Annotated in this window: 18 protein-coding genes; 3 read left to right on the forward strand and 15 right to left on the reverse strand. The window is 69.0% G+C overall.

The annotated features are described in order from the left end of the window. Nucleotides 1-49: 49 nt before the first annotated feature. The 8 genes from SPR02S_RS09530 to clpS form a co-directional block, all read right to left on the reverse strand. Entirely contained in the window at nucleotides 50-1,000 is a 951-nt protein-coding gene (locus SPR02S_RS09530; protein WP_019056719.1) for a PLP-dependent cysteine synthase family protein, read from the reverse strand. Between the two features lie 6 nt (nucleotides 1,001-1,006). Next, a complete protein-coding gene (locus SPR02S_RS09535; protein WP_019056720.1) occupies nucleotides 1,007-1,285 on the reverse strand; it encodes a MoaD/ThiS family protein in 279 nt (92 codons plus the stop codon). Nucleotides 1,286-1,388: 103 nt separating this feature from the next. Next, entirely contained in the window at nucleotides 1,389-1,484 is a 96-nt protein-coding gene (locus SPR02S_RS66115) for a putative leader peptide (protein ID WP_019056721.1), read from the reverse strand. Nucleotides 1,485-1,572: 88 nt separating this feature from the next. Continuing rightward, nucleotides 1,573-2,628, reverse strand: coding sequence for a LacI family DNA-binding transcriptional regulator (locus SPR02S_RS09545; RefSeq protein ID WP_078622855.1), 1,056 nt, complete (start codon nucleotides 2,626-2,628; stop codon nucleotides 1,573-1,575). 49 nt (nucleotides 2,629-2,677) lie between these two features. Beyond that, nucleotides 2,678-3,106: a M67 family metallopeptidase gene (locus SPR02S_RS09550; RefSeq protein ID WP_019056723.1), complete on the reverse strand. Its 429-nt coding sequence runs from the start codon at nucleotides 3,104-3,106 to the stop codon at nucleotides 2,678-2,680. Between the two features lie 76 nt (nucleotides 3,107-3,182). Continuing rightward, on the reverse strand, nucleotides 3,183-4,607 hold the full coding sequence (locus SPR02S_RS09555; RefSeq protein ID WP_019056724.1) for an amino acid permease: 1,425 nt from the start codon (nucleotides 4,605-4,607) through the stop codon (nucleotides 3,183-3,185). A gap of 277 nt (nucleotides 4,608-4,884) precedes the next feature. Beyond that, nucleotides 4,885-5,490: a DUF2017 domain-containing protein gene (locus tag SPR02S_RS09560; RefSeq protein ID WP_019056725.1), complete on the reverse strand. Its 606-nt coding sequence runs from the start codon at nucleotides 5,488-5,490 to the stop codon at nucleotides 4,885-4,887. A gap of 12 nt (nucleotides 5,491-5,502) precedes the next feature. After that, nucleotides 5,503-5,820 carry an ATP-dependent Clp protease adapter ClpS gene (gene clpS, locus SPR02S_RS09565; RefSeq protein WP_019056726.1) on the reverse strand — a complete coding sequence of 106 codons (318 nt, stop codon included), beginning with the start codon at nucleotides 5,818-5,820 and terminating at the stop codon, nucleotides 5,503-5,505. An 80-nt stretch (nucleotides 5,821-5,900) separates the two neighbouring features. Here clpS and SPR02S_RS09570 point away from each other — a divergent pair, with 80 nt between their 5' ends. Continuing rightward, nucleotides 5,901-7,247, forward strand: a complete 1,347-nt coding sequence (locus SPR02S_RS09570; protein WP_019056727.1) for a nicotinate phosphoribosyltransferase — start codon at nucleotides 5,901-5,903, stop codon at nucleotides 7,245-7,247. A 115-nt stretch (nucleotides 7,248-7,362) separates the two neighbouring features. Further along, nucleotides 7,363-7,947, forward strand: coding sequence for an isochorismatase family protein (locus SPR02S_RS09575; protein WP_019056728.1), 585 nt, complete (start codon nucleotides 7,363-7,365; stop codon nucleotides 7,945-7,947). Nucleotides 7,948-8,029: 82 nt separating this feature from the next. On the opposite strand, the gene SPR02S_RS09580 is transcribed toward SPR02S_RS09575, so the two are convergent. The 5 genes from SPR02S_RS09580 to SPR02S_RS09600 all read right to left on the reverse strand — a co-directional run bounded on the left by SPR02S_RS09580 (nucleotide 8,030) and on the right by SPR02S_RS09600 (nucleotide 13,792). Further along, on the reverse strand, nucleotides 8,030-10,237 hold the full coding sequence (locus SPR02S_RS09580; RefSeq protein WP_019056729.1) for an MMPL family transporter: 2,208 nt from the start codon (nucleotides 10,235-10,237) through the stop codon (nucleotides 8,030-8,032). Between the two features lie 216 nt (nucleotides 10,238-10,453). Next, a complete protein-coding gene (locus tag SPR02S_RS62965) occupies nucleotides 10,454-10,624 on the reverse strand; it encodes a hypothetical protein (RefSeq protein ID WP_019056730.1) in 171 nt (56 codons plus the stop codon). A 20-nt stretch (nucleotides 10,625-10,644) separates the two neighbouring features. Next, nucleotides 10,645-10,881: a hypothetical protein gene (locus SPR02S_RS09590; RefSeq protein WP_019056731.1), complete on the reverse strand. Its 237-nt coding sequence runs from the start codon at nucleotides 10,879-10,881 to the stop codon at nucleotides 10,645-10,647. Between the two features lie 76 nt (nucleotides 10,882-10,957). After that, on the reverse strand, nucleotides 10,958-11,311 hold the full coding sequence (locus tag SPR02S_RS09595; protein WP_026150374.1) for a hypothetical protein: 354 nt from the start codon (nucleotides 11,309-11,311) through the stop codon (nucleotides 10,958-10,960). A gap of 135 nt (nucleotides 11,312-11,446) precedes the next feature. After that, a complete protein-coding gene (locus SPR02S_RS09600; protein ID WP_019056733.1) occupies nucleotides 11,447-13,792 on the reverse strand; it encodes an immune inhibitor A domain-containing protein in 2,346 nt (781 codons plus the stop codon). Nucleotides 13,793-14,228: 436 nt separating this feature from the next. Between SPR02S_RS09600 and SPR02S_RS09610 the strand changes: the two genes are divergently transcribed. Beyond that, entirely contained in the window at nucleotides 14,229-14,552 is a 324-nt protein-coding gene (locus tag SPR02S_RS09610) for a hypothetical protein (RefSeq protein WP_019056735.1), read from the forward strand. Nucleotides 14,553-14,675: 123 nt separating this feature from the next. Here SPR02S_RS09610 and SPR02S_RS09615 read toward each other — a convergent pair whose 3' ends face one another. Together SPR02S_RS09615 and SPR02S_RS09620 are read right to left on the reverse strand one after the other, a co-directional pair. Then, nucleotides 14,676-15,326 carry an RDD family protein gene (locus SPR02S_RS09615; protein WP_019056736.1) on the reverse strand — a complete coding sequence of 217 codons (651 nt, stop codon included), beginning with the start codon at nucleotides 15,324-15,326 and terminating at the stop codon, nucleotides 14,676-14,678. Nucleotides 15,327-15,415: 89 nt separating this feature from the next. Continuing rightward, on the reverse strand, nucleotides 15,416-16,360 hold a 945-nt coding region (locus SPR02S_RS09620), incomplete at its 5' end, for an RDD family protein (RefSeq protein WP_019056737.1).

The following is a 16,360-nucleotide window of genomic DNA, read 5'->3' on the forward strand; positions in this document are numbered from 1 at the left end:
CGCGCAGTTCCCCGCGCCCCTAACCCGAACTGCCCCTAGGCCCTTTTCATCATGCCCAGAGTTGGCCCTGAAGCGTGGCGATCGCCTCTTCTGTCGTCGGCGCCGTGTACACGCCCGTCGACAAATACTTCCAGCCGCCGTCCGCCACCACGAAGGCGATGTCGGCGCTCTCCTCCGCCGCTACGGCCTTCTTGCCCACGCCGATTGCCGCGTGGAGGGCCGCGCCTGTGGAGACGCCGGCGAAGATGCCCTCCTGTTGGAGGAGTTCGCGGGTTCGGGTTACCGCGTCGGCCGAGCCGACCGAGAAGCGGGTCGTCAGTACGGAGGCGTCGTAGAGCTCGGGGACGAAGCCCTCGTCGAGGTTGCGGAGGCCGTAGACCAGGTCGTCGTAGCGCGGCTCGGCGGCGACGATCTTCACGTCCGGCTTGTGTTCGCGGAGGTAGCGGCCTACGCCCATGAGCGTGCCCGTGGTGCCGAGGCCCGCTACGAAGTGGGTGATCGACGGGAGGTCGGTGAGGATCTCCGGGCCCGTTGTCGCGTAGTGGGCGCCCGCGTTGTCCGGGTTGCCGTACTGGTAGAGCATCACCCAGTCCGGGTGTTCGGCGGCGAGCTCCTTGGCCACGCGGACCGCCGTGTTGGAGCCGCCCGCCGCGGGGCTGGGGATGATTTCCGCGCCCCACATGTTGAGCAGGTCGCGGCGTTCCTGCGAGGTGTTCTCGGGCATCACGCAGACCATGCGGTAGCCCTTGAGCTTTGCCGCCATGGCCAATGAAATGCCGGTGTTGCCGGAGGTGGGCTCCAGGATCGTGCAGCCGGGGGTGAGGCGGCCGCTCTTCTCCGCCTGTTCGATCATGTGCAGGGCCGGGCGGTCCTTGACCGAGCCGGTCGGGTTGCGGTCCTCCAGCTTGGCCCAGATGCGGACGTCGGTGGACGGCGACAGCCGCGGCAGGCGCACCAGAGGGGTGTTGCCCACCGCGGCCAGCGGAGAGTCGTAACGCATCGACGATCAGGCCATACCGCCGGCGACGGCCGGCAGGATCGTGACGTTGTCGCCGTCGGTCAGCTTGGTGTTGATGCCGTCGAGGAAGCGGACGTCCTCGTCGTTCAGGTACACGTTGACGAAGCGGCGCAGTTCGCCGCCGTCCACGATGCGGGCCTGGATGCCCGCGTGCCGGGTCTCGAGGTCGGCGAAGAGCGCGGCGAGGTTCTCACCGGCACCCTCGACGGCCTTCTGGCCGTCGGTGTAGGTGCGGAGGATGGTGGGGATGCGGACCTCGATGGCCATGGCAAGGGGCTCCTGTCGGAAGCGGGAGGGGTCTGGTCTCGGCGGGCGCGCGGCACGATCATGGGCGCGCCGGGGCGCACGGCCTACGGCGACTGCGCGAGGGTCAACAGATGGCGCTGCTGAGCCGGCACAGGTCGACGTGCAGCCGCGCCACGAGCAGTGTGCCCGGCGCCTTGTCGCTCACGTCGAGAAGAACCATGGGCTCATCGTATCGATTCCCGCCCGGGGCCTCGGTATGTGATCTCACATTTCGGACGAAATTCGGTCGGGGGGTGAGACGGCGCAGCTCAGGCGGACTCCCGGACGACCAGCCGGGTGGGGACCACCACGGACGGCGCCTCCGAAGTGTCGCCCTCCCAGGTGTCCTGTTCGGTGCGGCCGAACAACAACCGGGCCATCAGTCGTCCCATCCCCCCGACGTCCTGGTGGACGGTGGTCAGCGGCGGGTGGGTGGACTCGGAGATGGCGACGAGATCGTCGAAGCCGACGACGGCCACGTCCTCCGGGACCCGGCGCCCGCGCTCGCGCAGCACCTGGAGGGCGCCGGAGGCCATGAGGTCGGAGGCGACGAAGACGGCGTCCAGATCGGGGTGGCGGTCGATCAGTGCGGCCATGGCGTCGGCGCCGCCCTGCCGGGTGTAGTCGGCCCGCTCGACCAGGTGGGGCGCGGTGTCCAGGAGGATGTCCCGGTAGCCGGCGAGCCGGTCGGCGGCGGAGTTCTCCTGATCGTAGGGGCCGGCGACGGTGGCGATGCGCTCGCGGCCGAGGTCGACCAGATGCCGGACGGCCTGGCGGGCGCCGCCGCGGTTGTCGCCGTCGACGTAGGCCTGGCCGCGCGCGGGGTGGCCGTCGCGCAGGAGGGGGCGGCCGCCGAAGACGGCGGGCAGGCCGAGCCGGTCGACCATCTCGGGGAGTCGGTCGCCGGGGCGCAGCGAGAACAGGATCACGCCGTCGACGTGGCCGCCGCCGAGGTAGTCGGCCACGCGCGCGTGGTCGTCGGGTTCGTCCAGGAACAGCAGGAGGGCCTGGGCGCCGTGCCGTGCGAGTTCGCCGCGGATGCCGCGCAGCAGGCAGTCGAAGTAGGGGTCGAGGAACAGCCGGTTCTCGGGCTGGGAGGCGACGACCGCGACGGCGCCGGTATGGCGGGTGACCAGTTGCCGGGCCGCCTGGTTCGGCACGTAGCCCAGCGCGGAGATCGCCTCCCGGACCCTGACCGCGGCCTCCGCGCTCACCTTGAGTTCGCCGTTGACCACCCGCGACACCGTGGACTTCGAGACGCCCGACCAGCGGGCGACATCCTCCAGCGTGGGGCGCCGTGCGTTCGACCGCTGCGTCAACACCATCTCCGATACGGCGAGTTGAGCGGTGCGCACCGGCACGGTGCGTACGCGGTCAGTATGCCTCCACGACCTTGACCTCCTCCTCCGTGACCTCGCCTTCCAGGATCTGGTACGAGCGGAACTGGAAGGGTCCTGCCTCGTCGGAGTCGGCGGTGGAGACGAGGACGTAGTGGGCGCCGGGTTCGTTGGCGTAGGAGATGTCGGTGCGGGAGGGGTAGGCCTCGGTCGCGGTGTGGGAGTGGTAGATGATCACCGGCTCCTCGTCGCGGTCGTCCATCTCGCGGTAGAGCTTCAGCAGGTCCTGTGAGTCGAACTCGTAGAACGTGGGTGAGCGGGCCGCGTTCAGCATCGGGACGAAGCGCTCGGGGCGGCCCTCGCCCACCGGGCCCGCGACGACTCCGCACGCTTCGTCGGGGTGGTCCGCGCGCGCGTGGGCGACGATCTGGTCGAAGAGGGCCTGGGTGATGGTCAGGGTCGGCATGGTCGTCAGGATAAGCAGAAGGGCCGCCTCGTACCGAGTGGTGGTACGAAGCGGCCCACATGGTGAAAGCGAGTGATCAGCCGACCTTTTCGAACTCCGGGTTACGGCGCTCGGTGATCTGCGGGTTGCGGGACTTGAGGGCGAACCAGCCGGCGGCCAGGGCGATGGTCCAGCCCGCCATGACGTAGAGACAGACGCGGGAGTCGGGGTCGTAGGCGATGAGGCCCGTGACGAAGAGCAGGAACGCGATGGCCACGTAGGAGAACTTCGCGCCGCCGGGAGCCGGGAAGGACGAGGCCGGGAGGCGGCCCGCGTCTACCGCGCGGCGGTAGAGGACGTGGCTGATCAGGATCATCAGCCAGGTCCAGATGCCGGCGGCGGTGGCGACCGAGGTGACGTAGCCGAAGGCCTTCTCCGGGACGACGTAGTTGAGGACCACGCCGATGCCCATGAAGGCGACCGAGATCGTGATGCCGAAGGCTGGGGTCTTGGAGGCGGAGAGCTTGCTGAAGGCCCTGGGGGCCTCGCCGTTGTCCGCGAGGGTGCGGAGCATGCGGCCCGTGGAGTACATGCCCGAGTTGCAGGAGGAGAGGGCCGCCGTGAGGACTACGAAGTTGACGATTCCGGCGCCTGCCGGGATGCCGATCTTCGCGAACGCCTCGACGAACGGGCTGACGCCCGGGGCGAATTCGGTCCACTTGACGACGCAGAGGATGACGGTGAGGGCGCCTACGTAGAAGAGGGCGATGCGCCACGGGAGGGTGTTGATCGCCTTGGGGAGGGTCTTCTCCGGGTTCTCGGACTCGCCCGCGGTGACGCCGACCAGCTCGACGGCGAGGTAGGCGAACATGACGCCCTGGAGAGTCATCAGGGACGAGCCGATGCCCTTGGGGAAGAAGCCGTCGAACTGCCAGAGGTTGGCGACGGAGGCGGTGTCACCGGCGCTGCTGAAGCCGAAGGTGAGGACACCCAGGCCGATCACGATCATGCCGATGAGCGCGGTGACCTTGACCATCGAGAACCAGAACTCGATCTCGCCGAAGAGCTTCACCGAGATCAGGTTGGCCACGAACAGGATCACCAGGAAGGCGAGCGCGGTCACCCACTGGGAGACGGCGGGGAACCAGTAGTTGACGTAGATGGCGGCGGCCGTGAGTTCGGCCATGCCGGTGACCACCCACATCAGCCAGTACGTCCAGGCCGTGAAGTAGCCGAAGAACGGGCCGAGGAACTCGCGCGAGTACTCCGCGAAGGAGCCCGACACCGGGCGGTACAGGAGCAGTTCGCCGAGCGCCCGCATGATGAAGAAGATGATCACGCCCGCGAGGGCGTACATGAAGATGAGGCTGGGTCCGGCCTTGGCGATGTTCGCCCCGGCTCCCAGGAACAGTCCGACGCCGACGGCGCCGCCGATCGCGATCATCTGGACCTGACGGCTGCCGAGCCCGCGCTCGTACCCCTCCTCGGGGGTCTTGTCCGTCTCGACCTGAGCGGAGGTCATGTGTGGTGCGCCTTTCTCCGAATCCCCCCATGGACTTGGAGTTGCCCGGCCGAGGTCCGTCGGCCGCATGGCGAACCCGGCGGGACATGGGTGGCGTCCGCCGGGCGGTCGTGAAGATTTATCACGGTCGCAATCTTGATCGACGGGGGCATTTGTGGCGTACACCACAGGAAGAAGCGGACAAAAAGGAGCGACGGCCAGCATTCCTGGCCGTCGCGGTGACGTGATCGTTATTTGGATTTGAGGGTCCGCTGAGCGAACGGAACGGCTGCTCCGGTCAGCGCATCAGGGTGTTGACCAGGGTCTCCTGGAGGCCGCCCAGCCAGAGGTACGCCATCACCATCGGCTTGCGCGGGTCCTCGTCCGGGAGCCGGTAGAGGTCGTCGGTGTCGTCCTCGTCGGTGATGTCGAGGCGTGAACCGATCGCCAGGCGCAGGTCGTTGAGCGAGCCGAGCCACTGCCGGGACTCCTCGGCGGTGAGCTTGAGGATCGCGCCGCCGTCGCCGCCGGGGGTGAGCGAGTCGAGGGTGCGGACCACCGCGAGGGCGTTCTCGCGCTTGCCGGCGCGGAGGTCGTTCTCGGTGAAGCGGCGGAACTCGGCGGAGTGCGCCATCCGTTCCTCCGCGTCCTGCGGGGAGTCGGGGGCCTGCTCCGGGTCGGTGTAGGCGTCCGGGAACAGGCGCCGGAGCACCGGGTCGGCGGGCGGCTCGCTCGGGCCCTCGGCGAAGAGCTCCGCGAGCGGGTCGTCGGAGGCGTCCTCGCCCGGTCCCGGGCCGATCAGCTCCAGGAGCTGGACGGCCAGCGACCGGATGATGGAGATCTCGACGTCGTCGAGCGCGACGGCTGCGCCGCCGCCGCGAATTGGTTCGAAGTGTCCTGGCATCGGGATGGGTCGCTACTTCCGGTCCTGCTGGAGGGTGGCCCACAGACCGTAGCCGTGCATCGCCTGCACGTCGCGTTCCATCTCCTCGCGGCTTCCGCTGGAGACGACGGCGCGGCCCTTGTGGTGGACGTCGAGCATGAGCTTGTGGGCCTTGTCCTTGGAGTAGCCGAAGTACGTCTGGAAGACGTACGCGACGTAGCTCATGAGGTTGACCGGGTCGTTGTGCACGATCGTGACCCAGGGGACGTCCGGCTCGGGTACGGCGAAGACCTCCTCCGCCGACTCGGTGCGTTCGATCTCCAGGGGTGCGGGTGACGTCACACGGCCCATGCTGCCACCAGAAGGGGGCCTCCGCACAAATGGACCCCACAAATCGTCAGAGTGACGAGATGGGAGTAGCATCCCTTGCCATGAACACAGCGGACCTTGGGCTGCCGGTGGACGTTCCCTCGACGGCGCTCTTCACCGACCACTACGAGCTGACGATGCTGCAGGCCGCCCTCAAAGCGGGTACGGCCGACCGGCGTTCGGTCTTCGAGGTCTTCACCCGTCGGCTGCCCGAGGGGCGTCGCTACGGCGTCGTCGCGGGCACCGGACGCGTCCTGGACGCGGTGGAGAACTTCCGGTTCGACGCGGACGTCCTCGGCTTCCTGCGCGAGCGGAACGTCGTCAACGAGGAGACCCTGGAGTGGCTCGCCGCCTACCGCTTCAGCGGTGACGTCTGGGGCTACCCGGAGGGCGAGGTGTACTTCCCGGGCTCGCCGATCATGCGGGTCGAGGGCTCGTTCGCCGAGTGCGTGCTGCTGGAGACGGTGATCCTCTCCATCCTCAACCACGACTCCGCGATCGCGGCCGCCGCCTCCCGCATGGCCTCCGCCGCCGGGGACCGCCCGCTGATCGAGATGGGCGCCCGCCGCACCCACGAGCTGGCCGCCGTCGCCGCCTCCCGCGCGGCCTACGTCGGCGGTTTCGCCACCACGTCCGACCTCGCGGCCGGTTTCCGCTACGGCATCCCGACCGTCGGCACCTCCGCGCACGCCTTCACCCTGCTGCACGACAACGAACGCGACGCGTTCCAGGCCCAGGTGGACTCGCTGGGCCGCAACACCACGCTGCTCGTCGACACGTACGACGTGACCGAGGCCGTCCGTACGGCAGTTGAGGTCGCCGGGCCCGAACTCGGCGCCGTCCGCATCGACTCGGGCGACCTGCTGCTCGTCGCGCACCGGGTGCGGCAGCAGTTGGACGAGCTGGGCGCCGTCAACACGAAGATCGTGGTGACCTCCGACCTGGACGAGTACGCCATCGCCTCGCTGGCGGCGGCGCCGGTGGACGCGTACGGCGTCGGCACCCAGCTGGTGACCGGCTCCGGGCACCCGACCTGCTCGATGGTCTACAAGCTGGTCGCGCGCGCCGAGTCCGCCGATCCGAAGGCGCCGCTGGTGCCGGTCGCGAAGAAGTCCAGCGGCGGCAAGACGTCGATCGGCGGGCGCAAGTGGGCGGCACGGCGGGTCGACGGCGACGGGGTCGCGGAGGCCGAGGTCGTCGGCACCGGGCCGGTACCGGCCGAACTGGCCGACCGGCAGCTGCTGGTGGAGCTGGTCAAGGGCGGCGAGGTCGTCGCGCGCGAACCGCTGGACGTCGTACGGGACCGGCATGCTGTCGCGCGGGGCAACCTGCCGTTGTCGGCTGCCCAGTTGTCGCGCGGGGAGGCTGTCCTTCCGACGGAGTACGTGCATCTGCGGTCGGGTAGTTAAGAACCGCCGATGAAGACCCCTGGTTAAGACCCGTACGAAAATCAGAGGTATGCCCTCCCGTAGTGCCGCCGGAGTCTCTAGGCTCGAATCTCACTCACTGTCGAAGGACACCACCATGCGCCGCGCCTTGATCGTCGTTGACGTGCAGAACGACTTCTGCGAAGGAGGCAGTCTCGCGGTGGCCGGGGGTGCGGATGTGGCCGCCGCCGTCACCGAGTTGATCGGGCAAGCGCCCGCCGGGTATCGCCATGTCGTGGCCACCCGTGACCACCACATCGCGCCCGGCGGGCACTTCGCCGACAACCCGGATTACGCGCACTCCTGGCCCGCGCACTGTGTCGCGGGTACGGAGGGGGTTGGCTTCCATCCGAACTTCGCGCCTGCGGTTGCCTCTGGGGCGATTGACGCGGTTTTCGACAAGGGGGCTTATGCGGCGGCGTACAGCGGGTTCGAGGGGCGGGATGAGAACGGGGTTTCGCTCGGGGACTGGTTGCGGGCTCGGGAGATCGACGAGGTGGATGTCGTCGGGATCGCCACCGACCACTGTGTGAAGGCGACTGCGTTGGATGCGGTGCGGGAAGGGTTTCGTACGCAGGTGTTGTTGGATCTGACGGCTGGGGTGGCGAAGGAGTCCACCGATCGGGCGTTGGAGGAACTGCGGGCGGCGGGCGTGGAGTTGACGGGGAAGCCGGTTGCCTGAGCGGGCTGTTGCGGTTTGATTTTTTCTGCGGGCCGGTGGGGCTGGTCGCGCAGTTCCCCGCGCCCCTGAAGGGGCGCTCCAGCTAAAGGGGTGCTCCAGCTCGCGGGGTTTCCGCTGGCTCCGTTGCCGGGTGTTGTCTGCTGAGGCTCTCGCCCTCGATGTCTACGTTCGGGAGCAGGCGGTCCAGCCATGGCGGTAGCCAGGAGATGCGGTCGCCCAGGATCGCCAGGACGGCCGGTACGAAGGCCATGCGGACCACGAACGCGTCGAACAGGACGGCGATCGCGAGGCCGAAGCCGATCATCTTGATCATGGAGTCGCCGGCGGTGATGAAGCCCGCGAAGACGGAGATCATGATGAGGGCCGCGGCCGTGACGACGCGGGCGCTGTAGCGGAACCCGGTCGCGATCGACGCGTGGGCCGCGCTGCCGTGGACGTAGGCCTCGCGGATGCGGGAGACGAGGAAGACCTCGTAGTCCATGGCGAGGCCGAAGACGATGCCCACGAGGAAGATCGGCATCAGGCTCATGATCGGGCCGGTGCTCTCCACGCCCAACAGGCTTGCGCCCCAGCCCCATTGGAAGACCGCGACCACGCAGCCGAGGGCAGCGAGCACCGAGAGCAGGAAGCCCACGGCCGCCTTGATCGGGATCACGATCGAGCGGAACACCAGGAGCAGGAGCAGTACCGCCAGTCCCACGACCACGATCAGATACGGGACCAGGGCGCCGCTGACCTTCTGGGCTACGTCGATGTTGAGGGCGGTGGTGCCGGTGACCTCGAAGGTCGCGCCGGGGGCCGCCGTCTCTATCGCGGGGCGGTCGTCGCGGATCGTGTGGACGAGGTCTACGGTCTTCTCGCTGGTCGGTGCCTCCGCCGGTACGGCGGTGAACAGGGCTGTGTTTCCAGTCGAGTTGAAGCGAACCGGGGTCACCGACACCACGCCCGGTACCGCCGCGATCCGACGCTCGACCGTGGCTGCCGCGGCCTTGGGGTGGGTGGCGTCGGTGAGGTCGACCACGACGGTCAGCGGGCCGTTGAAGCCGGGGCCGAACGCCTTGGCCAAGTCGTCGTAGGCGCGGCGTTCGGTGGTCGCGGTGGACTTGGCCTCGTCGCCGGACTGGCCCAGTTGCAGGCCCAGCACGGGGAGCGCGAGGACGACCAGGCCGGCGACCGTGCCGAAGAGGACCGGCCAGGGGTGGCGCAGCACGAACCCGGCCCAGCGGCTGCCCATGTTGCCGGCCACGCCCTGGATGCGGCGGCCGGTCGTCTTGTAGCGGCGGGAGAGGACGGCGCGGGGCCAGAAGCCGAGCAGGGCGGGGACGAGAGTCAGCGCGATGAGGACGGCGAGGGCGACCGCGGCTGCGGCGCACAGACCCATCTTGGTGAGGAGTGGGATGCCTACGACGGAGAGTCCGGCGAGTGCGATCACGACCGTGAGGCCCGCGAAGACCACCGCCGAGCCTGCCGTGCCCACGGCCAGGCCCGCCGCTTCCTCGGTGGTGTGGCCGTTGGCGCGTTCCTCGCGGTAGCGGAAGACGACGAACACCGCGTAGTCGATGCCGCAGGCCAGGCCGAGCATCGTGGCGAGGGTGCCGGTGGTGTCGGAGAGGCCGAGGGTGCTGGCCAGGGTGGTGATCGCGGTCATGGAGATGGCGACGCCGAGGAGCGCGGTCAGCAGGGGGAGTCCGGCGGCGGCGAGTGATCCGAAGGTGATCAGCAGCACTACGGCGGCGATGGCGACGCCGAGTACCTCGCCGACGCCGCCCGCGGCGGGCTCGGCGGCCAGTGCGGTGCCGCCGATCTCGACGGTGAGGCCGGAGGCGCGGGCCTGCTGCGCGGCGCTCCTGAGGTTGTTCTTCGCGGCGGCGGTGAGGTCGTTGGCCTGCACCGTGTACGTGATCGTCGAGTACGCGGTCGTCGCGTCCTTGCTGACCGCGCCCGCCTGGAAGGGGTTGACCGCGCTCGCGACCTGCGGTCCGCCGGAGACCTCGTCGACGAGCCGGACGACGGCCGCGCGGTCCTTGCCGGCGGTGATCTTCCGCCCGTCAGGTGCGACGAACACCGCACGGGCCACGGCGCCGTCCGCCTGCGCTCCGGGGAACCGCTGCTGGATCAGGTCGAAGGCCCGCTGGGACTCGACACCCGGGGTGGAGAAGGTGGTGGCGGGGGCGTCGGCCGCCTTGCCGGAGGCGAAGCCGAGGGCCGCGAGGATCACGACCCAGAGGACGGTCACATACCAGCGCCGGCGGAAGGCCAGGCGCCCCAGGCGGTAGAGGACGGTAGCCACGGACGGGCCTCCGCTGCGGTCTAGGGTGCCCCGAGCCATCCCAGGATGCGGGCGATCGCGGCGGGGCGCCTGTCGAGCGCGTGGAGCGCCCTCACAGCGGGGGTTCCACGGCAGGCCGGCAGCCGACGGTCGCCGCTCCCGCGCCAGAGACCCCGAAACCGGTGTGCCCCGCCCGGTTGGGCGGGGCACACCGGTTCAGTCACGGAACCACCGGGGCTACCTGTCCTGCAACGACCTCCGGTGTCGCGTTACCACGTACACGAGGGACCCGATGAGCAGGATTCCCCAGCCGATGACCTCGATCTCGCCGGCCGAGCCACCGAGCGCGGCCAGCGCCAGGCCGAAGACCACCAGGACGCCGATGATTTTCAGGATGAGTTTCCCCATGGCACTTCAGTCCTTTTCCGTCAGCCGCCGGACCCCGAGTAGGTGTACGAGCCGTTGCCCTTGACCTTGATCTTGATGTACGGGTAGAGGTTCGCGTAGCAGCCGTAACTGATGACGCAGAGCTCCACATGGCGCTTCATGGTCGAAGTCGCCGAGGACGCCGGCACCCCGGTCTTCTGGTTCAGGATGCGGTCCCCGAGCTGAACGATGTCCTGCTCGTTCGAGAGGTAGTCGTAACGGGTCCCCCAAGCGGTCACCTTGGTGCCGTTGAACCTGACGGCGCAGAATGCGATTCACCCGGCCCCTGTCACGGGATGACGGGAGAAGAACCGCTCACGCCGACGCCGCGGGCCTCCGCAGCAGCGCCCTGATCGGATGCCACAGCTCCTGCGGCAGTTCCGGCCCCGGGATCACGACAGCGTTGTCAGGGGCCGGTGCCGTGCGCCATATCAGGCCGTCGGGGTGATGCAGGACCGCCGTGATCTCGTCCGGGGTCGGCGGCTCCGCGTTGCCGCGCAGGTAGACGGCCCGCATTCCGAGGTTGCGGAGCCGGGTCAGGGCCCGGGCGCGGTTGCGGGCGTGGACGAGCACGCGGACGCAGCCGTCACCCTGGGCGGTGGGTCTGGGCAGGTTCAACGCCACCACCACGCTGCCGGTCGGCAGCCTGCAGAAACCTCCTGCGGACAATGCGGTCACACCCCCTGGCGGGTCGAAGTCGAGGTCGGTGTCAATAAGCCAAGCACAGGACGCACCTAAACACGGATCGGCGGCGACCCGCCAGGGGGTCACCGCCGATCCGTTTCTGACCTGCGCTTTTACCGACTACTTCGCCGAAGGGCCGACCTGGAGCGTGACCGTCGAGCCGCTCAGCGGCTCCTTGACGATCTTGATCCGGGTGTTGGTGTCAGTGATCTTGACACCGGCCGTCGGGTTCGACGTGTCGTAGTAGGTCGACTTGCCGTCGTCGAAGACGGAGACGCCGGGCTGCGACTTGACCTTGGCGGCGATGTCCGCGCTGTGCAGCGTCATCGAGTCCGTCCGGTACAGGCTGAACGGCGAGTCGTAGGCCTGGATGCGGTTGCGCATCAGCGTGCCGTTGGACCACTTCAGCTGCGCCGGGTGCGAGTCGATCGGCAGGATCTGCCCCGTACCGGGGTGCTCGCTGGTGTTGTTGTCCGCCTGCGAGGTGTCCCACTTCCAGATCAACAGGCCGTTCTGGTAGGCGTAGTGCTCCACCCAGTCCGGACGGGTCGTCGAGAAGCCGAAGTTGTACGGGCCGACCTTCAACACCTTGTCGTACGACACGTATTGACGGTTCTCGGCGATGTAGTACTGCGGGTAGTCCTTGGTGAACGAGGCGCCGATACGGGAGAAGCCCGTCGCGGTCCAAGCGGCGTCCGCCGTCTCGGCGTCGTCCGAGAAGAGCGCCGCACCGTCGGCGGTCACCGTGATCTCGTCGGCCGCGAAGCCCTTCAACGCCTTGCCACTGTCCGTCTGGTAGCGGAAGCGGACGTCGATCTTCTGGCCCGCGTAGGCGTCCAGCGGGTACGTCAGCTTCTGGTACGCCGCCGCCGTGCCGGTGAGCGCGGGGTTGCCGCTGCCGTCACGCGGGATGGCGGAGCCGTCGGCCAGCTTGCCGTCGATCGGGGTCCAGCTCGTGCCGCCGTTGGTGGACACCTCGGTGTAGAGGTAGTCGTAGTCGGCCTCGGTGTCGTACCAGCCGTCCAGCGTGAGCGTGGCGGCCGACTTGCCCGTCAAGTCCACTGTGCGGGAAAGGGTGTTGCTCAGGTCGTTGCCGCTGCCGCTCCACCACTGCGTGGCGCCCTGCGCCGGGGCGACGACGTTGGTGGTGACCTCCTTCTCGGGCAACTGCACCACGAGAGCCTGCGGGTTCTTGGTGTTGTACTCCGCGACGCCCAGCGTGTGCTTCGACTTGGTGCCTGCCTTGACAACGTCGTAGTCCAGCCAGCCCAGTTGGAGCTTGTCCCAGGCGTTCATGTCGCCGGGCAGGTCGCCGATGGCTTCCTTGCCGGTGCCGAGCCAGGAGCCGGACGACATCAGCGTCCAGAAGCCGGTGGAGTTCTCGCCGCCCGCGGTGTCGTACTCGTCGGGCAGGCCGAGGTCGTGGCCGTACTCGTGGGCGTAGACGCCGAGTCCGCCGTTCTCCGGCTGGATGGTGTAGTCGCCGACCCAGACGCCGGTGTCGCCGACCTGGGTGCCGCCGAGCTTGTTGGTGCCCGGGCCGGTGGAGCCGGCGTCGGTGCCGAAGGCGTACCAGCGGTGGGCCCAGATCGCGTCCTCGCCCTGCGCGCCGCCGCCGGCGGACTCGTCCTCACCGGCGTGCACGATCTGGAAGTGGTCGATGTAGCCGTCGGGCTCGTTGAAGTTGCCGTCGCCGTCGTAGTCGTAGCGGTCCCACTGGTCGAACTGGGCCAGCTCCGTCTTGATCTCGGCGGCCGTGTCACCCGCGGCCTCGCGCTGGGCGACCCAGGCGTTGACGCCGTCCTGCACCGCGTACCAGGCGCCGGTGGCGGCGTCGTTGGAGCCGTAACGGGCCTCGTTGTAGGGGACCTTGACCCAGTCGGTGACCTCGCCCTCGACCGAGTAGCGGCCCGAGGACTGCTTCTCGTAGTACTTCTTGAGCGACTCGGTGTTCTTGCCGGTGCCGAAGTACAGGTCCTGGAAGTGCGCCTGGTTGTAATCCGCCTGCCAGGCCGTGGAGTTGTCCTTCGCCCGGTCGGGCGCGGCTATCTGGTTGTGCAGCGGGCCGACGGTGCCGCCGTAGCGGGTGTCGACCTGGTCGCCGAACTCGACCAGGATCGTGAAGATCTTGTCGGTCTTCTCCCGGCTCAGCTCGACGTACTTGCTCTTGCCGCCGCCCTTGCTCTTGAGCTGGACGACCTTCGAGCCGTTGCGGTCCTTGACCGAGGCATTGCCGGCTATGACCTCGTTCAGGGCCTCCTGGCGCTGCGCGTCCTGCGTCTTGCTCAGCGGGCCGTCGAGGTCGTGCTCCTTCTGTGCGACCGGTGCCGGGTCGTGCCGGTCGACAGTGGTGGCCTTGGCCGAGGTGTTGGCCTCCGCCACGGCGAACGTCGAGAACGTGGCGGTTGCCGCCGCGAGGGCCACGCCCACCGCGGCCGCTCTGAACGTCCAGGGTCTGCTGGTCACTTGAGGTCCTCCCCTGCGCACACTCGACCGCGCGGAAGGGGGGGTCCTGGAGTCATGGAAGGTCCGCGCGCGGTGAACGCGTGATAGTCAAGTGACGTTATTTGACTAGAGGTTTACGGGAAAAGACAGACCTTGACTCGGACAGGACAAGTGCACTATGCGAAGCCGGGGTCCGCTTTACGGACACGCGCGGCCGACTCGTCCAGCACTCAACAGGCGCGTGCATCCGTCCACTTGGTGGACGCTATGACTCCGTGCGCCCCCCATGCTCCGGAGCTGTGTGTTAGGTCATGCTTACTGCACGTTCCACTCGGGCATGCAGGCGAATAGAGTCGATTGGCGGAACGCCCGGAACCGGCGGAAAGCCAGGCCGACATCGTAGTCGCACCCCCCTTTCACAGCCTCCCCTCCATCGCCTAACGAGGACTCGATTGCCATGCCTCGTCCGACCGCCGCACAGCTCGCCTACGGTTCGTTCACCGTGATCTTCTCGACGCTCGCCATGCTGCTGCTGTCACAGACGAACTCCGGTCTGGGTATCGCGGTCATCGCATGCGCGGCGCTCGCCCTCGGGGTGCTCGTCTCCCTGACGGTGCCGCAGCCGAAGACCCGTGCCCAGGCAGCGGCCCAGGCCGCCCCCCAGACCGCGGTAGCGGCCGCTCCGCCGCAGCGCCGGGTGCCGGTGTCGGTACGGCGGGAGACCGTCTCCGCCGCCGCCGTGTCGTCCGCACAGCCGGTCCGGGAGCGGAGCACTCCCTAGACCAAGCACAGGGCCAAGCTCGATCTCGACCTCAAGTTCAAGCTCAACTACGCGAATCGGCGGGCCCGTTGACCACGGACCCGCCGATCGCTGTGTGCGCTCCGGGAGTTGACCCCGGTCACGTCAACGCGTACTGACCACCACGGTCTTGGCGGCCTTGTCGTGCAACCCCTGCTTGTACGGCTTGTCGAAGAAACTCCAACCACCGCAGATCGCCGTCCAGATGCAGGCACAGCAGAACGCGAACGGGATCCACAGCACCGCCGCGCGGATCAGGTTGGTCTGCACGGACGGCGTCGACCCGTTGTCGAGGTTCGCGACACGCAGGCCCAGCCACTTCTTGCCCAGCGTCTGCCCCGACTTGGCCATCATCACGGTGTCGTAGCCGATGTAGAGCACGGCCGCGATGAGCGACTGCCCGAGCGACTTGGCGTACGACGCCCCGTCGGAGCCGACGTCGTACTCATGCACCCCGAAGGCCCAGGTGACCAGCCAGATGACGATGCCGACGAGGATCAGGTCGATGATCCGGGCGAGCGTGCGCCGGCCGCTCTCGGCGAGCGGGGGCATCCCGGCGAGGGGGTCGGTGGGGTAGGAGCCGCCGCCGTAGGGGTCACCACCACCGCCGCCGTACGGAGGAGGCTGGGGAGGCTGGTTGCCGCCGTACGGCGGGTCGTACGGTGAGCCCGATCCCTGGCCAGGAGGGGGCTGCTTCCTGAACGGGTCGTCTTCCGGCGGCTGCTGGCCGGAGCCCGGAGGCGGTTCGGTACTCATGGGCCGAGTCGACCGCGAAGCGCCCGTTTCCGCATCCGGCGAGCGGCCGTCCGGGGTACGGAATCAGGTACCCCGGATGCCGTACACCCCTATCCCGCTACGAACGTATGTGCTGCCTTGTCGTGCCAGCACTGGCGCCAGGGCCGGTCGAAGAGACACCAGGCGACACCGACGATCCCGATGCCGAGCAGCCCCGGGACGCTGTAGACGAGCCAGCGGCGCAGCGCCCCGCCGAAGCCGGGCGGCTCGTGGCTCTCGATGCCGCGCACCTCAAGACCGCAGAGCTTCTTGCCCAGGGTGCGGCCCCACTTGGCGGTGGGCAACGCCTCGTAGAGGACACCGAAGAGGAGGAGTACGGCGAGGACGATGCCCAGGTAGACGGCCGTCGTGCCGTCCAGCAGCCAGACCGTTTCGGTACGGCCGGAGAGCTTGGCCGCGTCGATCTTCTCGTTGAGGTGGTCGGCCGCCTTGGTGCCCAGCGGTACGGCGGCCCCGGCGGTCACCGCGCCGAGCACGACGGTGTCGACGAGCCGCGCGACCAGCCGCTTGCCGAGCCCCGCGGGCCGCGCCGCCGACTGCCGCCGGGCCGCCGCCTGGAACACGTCCTCCACGGGCGGCTTCCAGGGCGCTACGGGCCCCTCCTCGTCCCCCGCCAGCCGGTGCACCTGCTGCGCCCAGGACGGCTGCCCGCCACCGGGTCCGGCCGCCATGGGCATACCCACGGCGGCGCCCTGCGGCTGGACCGGGCCGGGTTGCTGGGGGACGCCGGGGGCGGACTGCTGGGGGCCGGAGAGGGCCGTGGAGGCGGCAGGGGCGGCGGAGGCGGCGGGCGCCCCGGTGCCGGTGCCCGCCTGGCCCACCTGAGCTTGCGCGGCGCGGGCCGCGGCTGCCTTTCCGGCGCCGAAGCCGGGGCCGGAGGGGTCGCCGGAGGGGCTGGTCCCGGCAGGGCTGTCGGCGCCGAAGCCACCGCCGGCGGAGCCGGTTCCGACGGGCCCCTGCACACCGGAACCACCGGATGCGGAGCCGGACCGGAC

Source organism: Streptomyces prunicolor NBRC 13075, assembly GCF_000367365.1.
Classification (GTDB): Bacteria; Actinomycetota; Actinomycetes; order Streptomycetales; family Streptomycetaceae; genus Streptomyces; species Streptomyces prunicolor.

Excerpts from the sequence above, each read along its gene's own strand:
- SPR02S_RS09615 (WP_019056736.1), bottom strand. The coding sequence starts at position 15,326 with ATGAGTACCGAACCGCCTCCGGGCTCCGGCCAGCAGCCGCCGGAAGAC.
- SPR02S_RS09570 (WP_019056727.1), top strand. The coding sequence starts at position 5,901 with ATGAACACAGCGGACCTTGGGCTGCCGGTGGACGTTCCCTCGACGGCG.
- SPR02S_RS09545 (WP_078622855.1), bottom strand. The coding sequence starts at position 2,628 with ATGGTGTTGACGCAGCGGTCGAACGCACGGCGCCCCACGCTGGAGGAT.
- SPR02S_RS09560 (WP_019056725.1), bottom strand. The coding sequence starts at position 5,490 with ATGCCAGGACACTTCGAACCAATTCGCGGCGGCGGCGCAGCCGTCGCG.
- clpS (WP_019056726.1), bottom strand. The coding sequence starts at position 5,820 with ATGGGCCGTGTGACGTCACCCGCACCCCTGGAGATCGAACGCACCGAG.
- SPR02S_RS62965 (WP_019056730.1), bottom strand. The coding sequence starts at position 10,624 with ATGGGGAAACTCATCCTGAAAATCATCGGCGTCCTGGTGGTCTTCGGC.
- SPR02S_RS66115 (WP_019056721.1), bottom strand. The coding sequence starts at position 1,484 with ATGGTTCTTCTCGACGTGAGCGACAAGGCGCCGGGCACACTGCTCGTG.
- SPR02S_RS09550 (WP_019056723.1), bottom strand. The coding sequence starts at position 3,106 with ATGCCGACCCTGACCATCACCCAGGCCCTCTTCGACCAGATCGTCGCC.
- SPR02S_RS09610 (WP_019056735.1), top strand. The coding sequence starts at position 14,229 with ATGCCTCGTCCGACCGCCGCACAGCTCGCCTACGGTTCGTTCACCGTG.
- SPR02S_RS09575 (WP_019056728.1), top strand. The coding sequence starts at position 7,363 with ATGCGCCGCGCCTTGATCGTCGTTGACGTGCAGAACGACTTCTGCGAA.
- SPR02S_RS09555 (WP_019056724.1), bottom strand. The coding sequence starts at position 4,607 with ATGACCTCCGCTCAGGTCGAGACGGACAAGACCCCCGAGGAGGGGTAC.
- SPR02S_RS09530 (WP_019056719.1), bottom strand. The coding sequence starts at position 1,000 with ATGCGTTACGACTCTCCGCTGGCCGCGGTGGGCAACACCCCTCTGGTG.
- SPR02S_RS09535 (WP_019056720.1), bottom strand. The coding sequence starts at position 1,285 with ATGGCCATCGAGGTCCGCATCCCCACCATCCTCCGCACCTACACCGAC.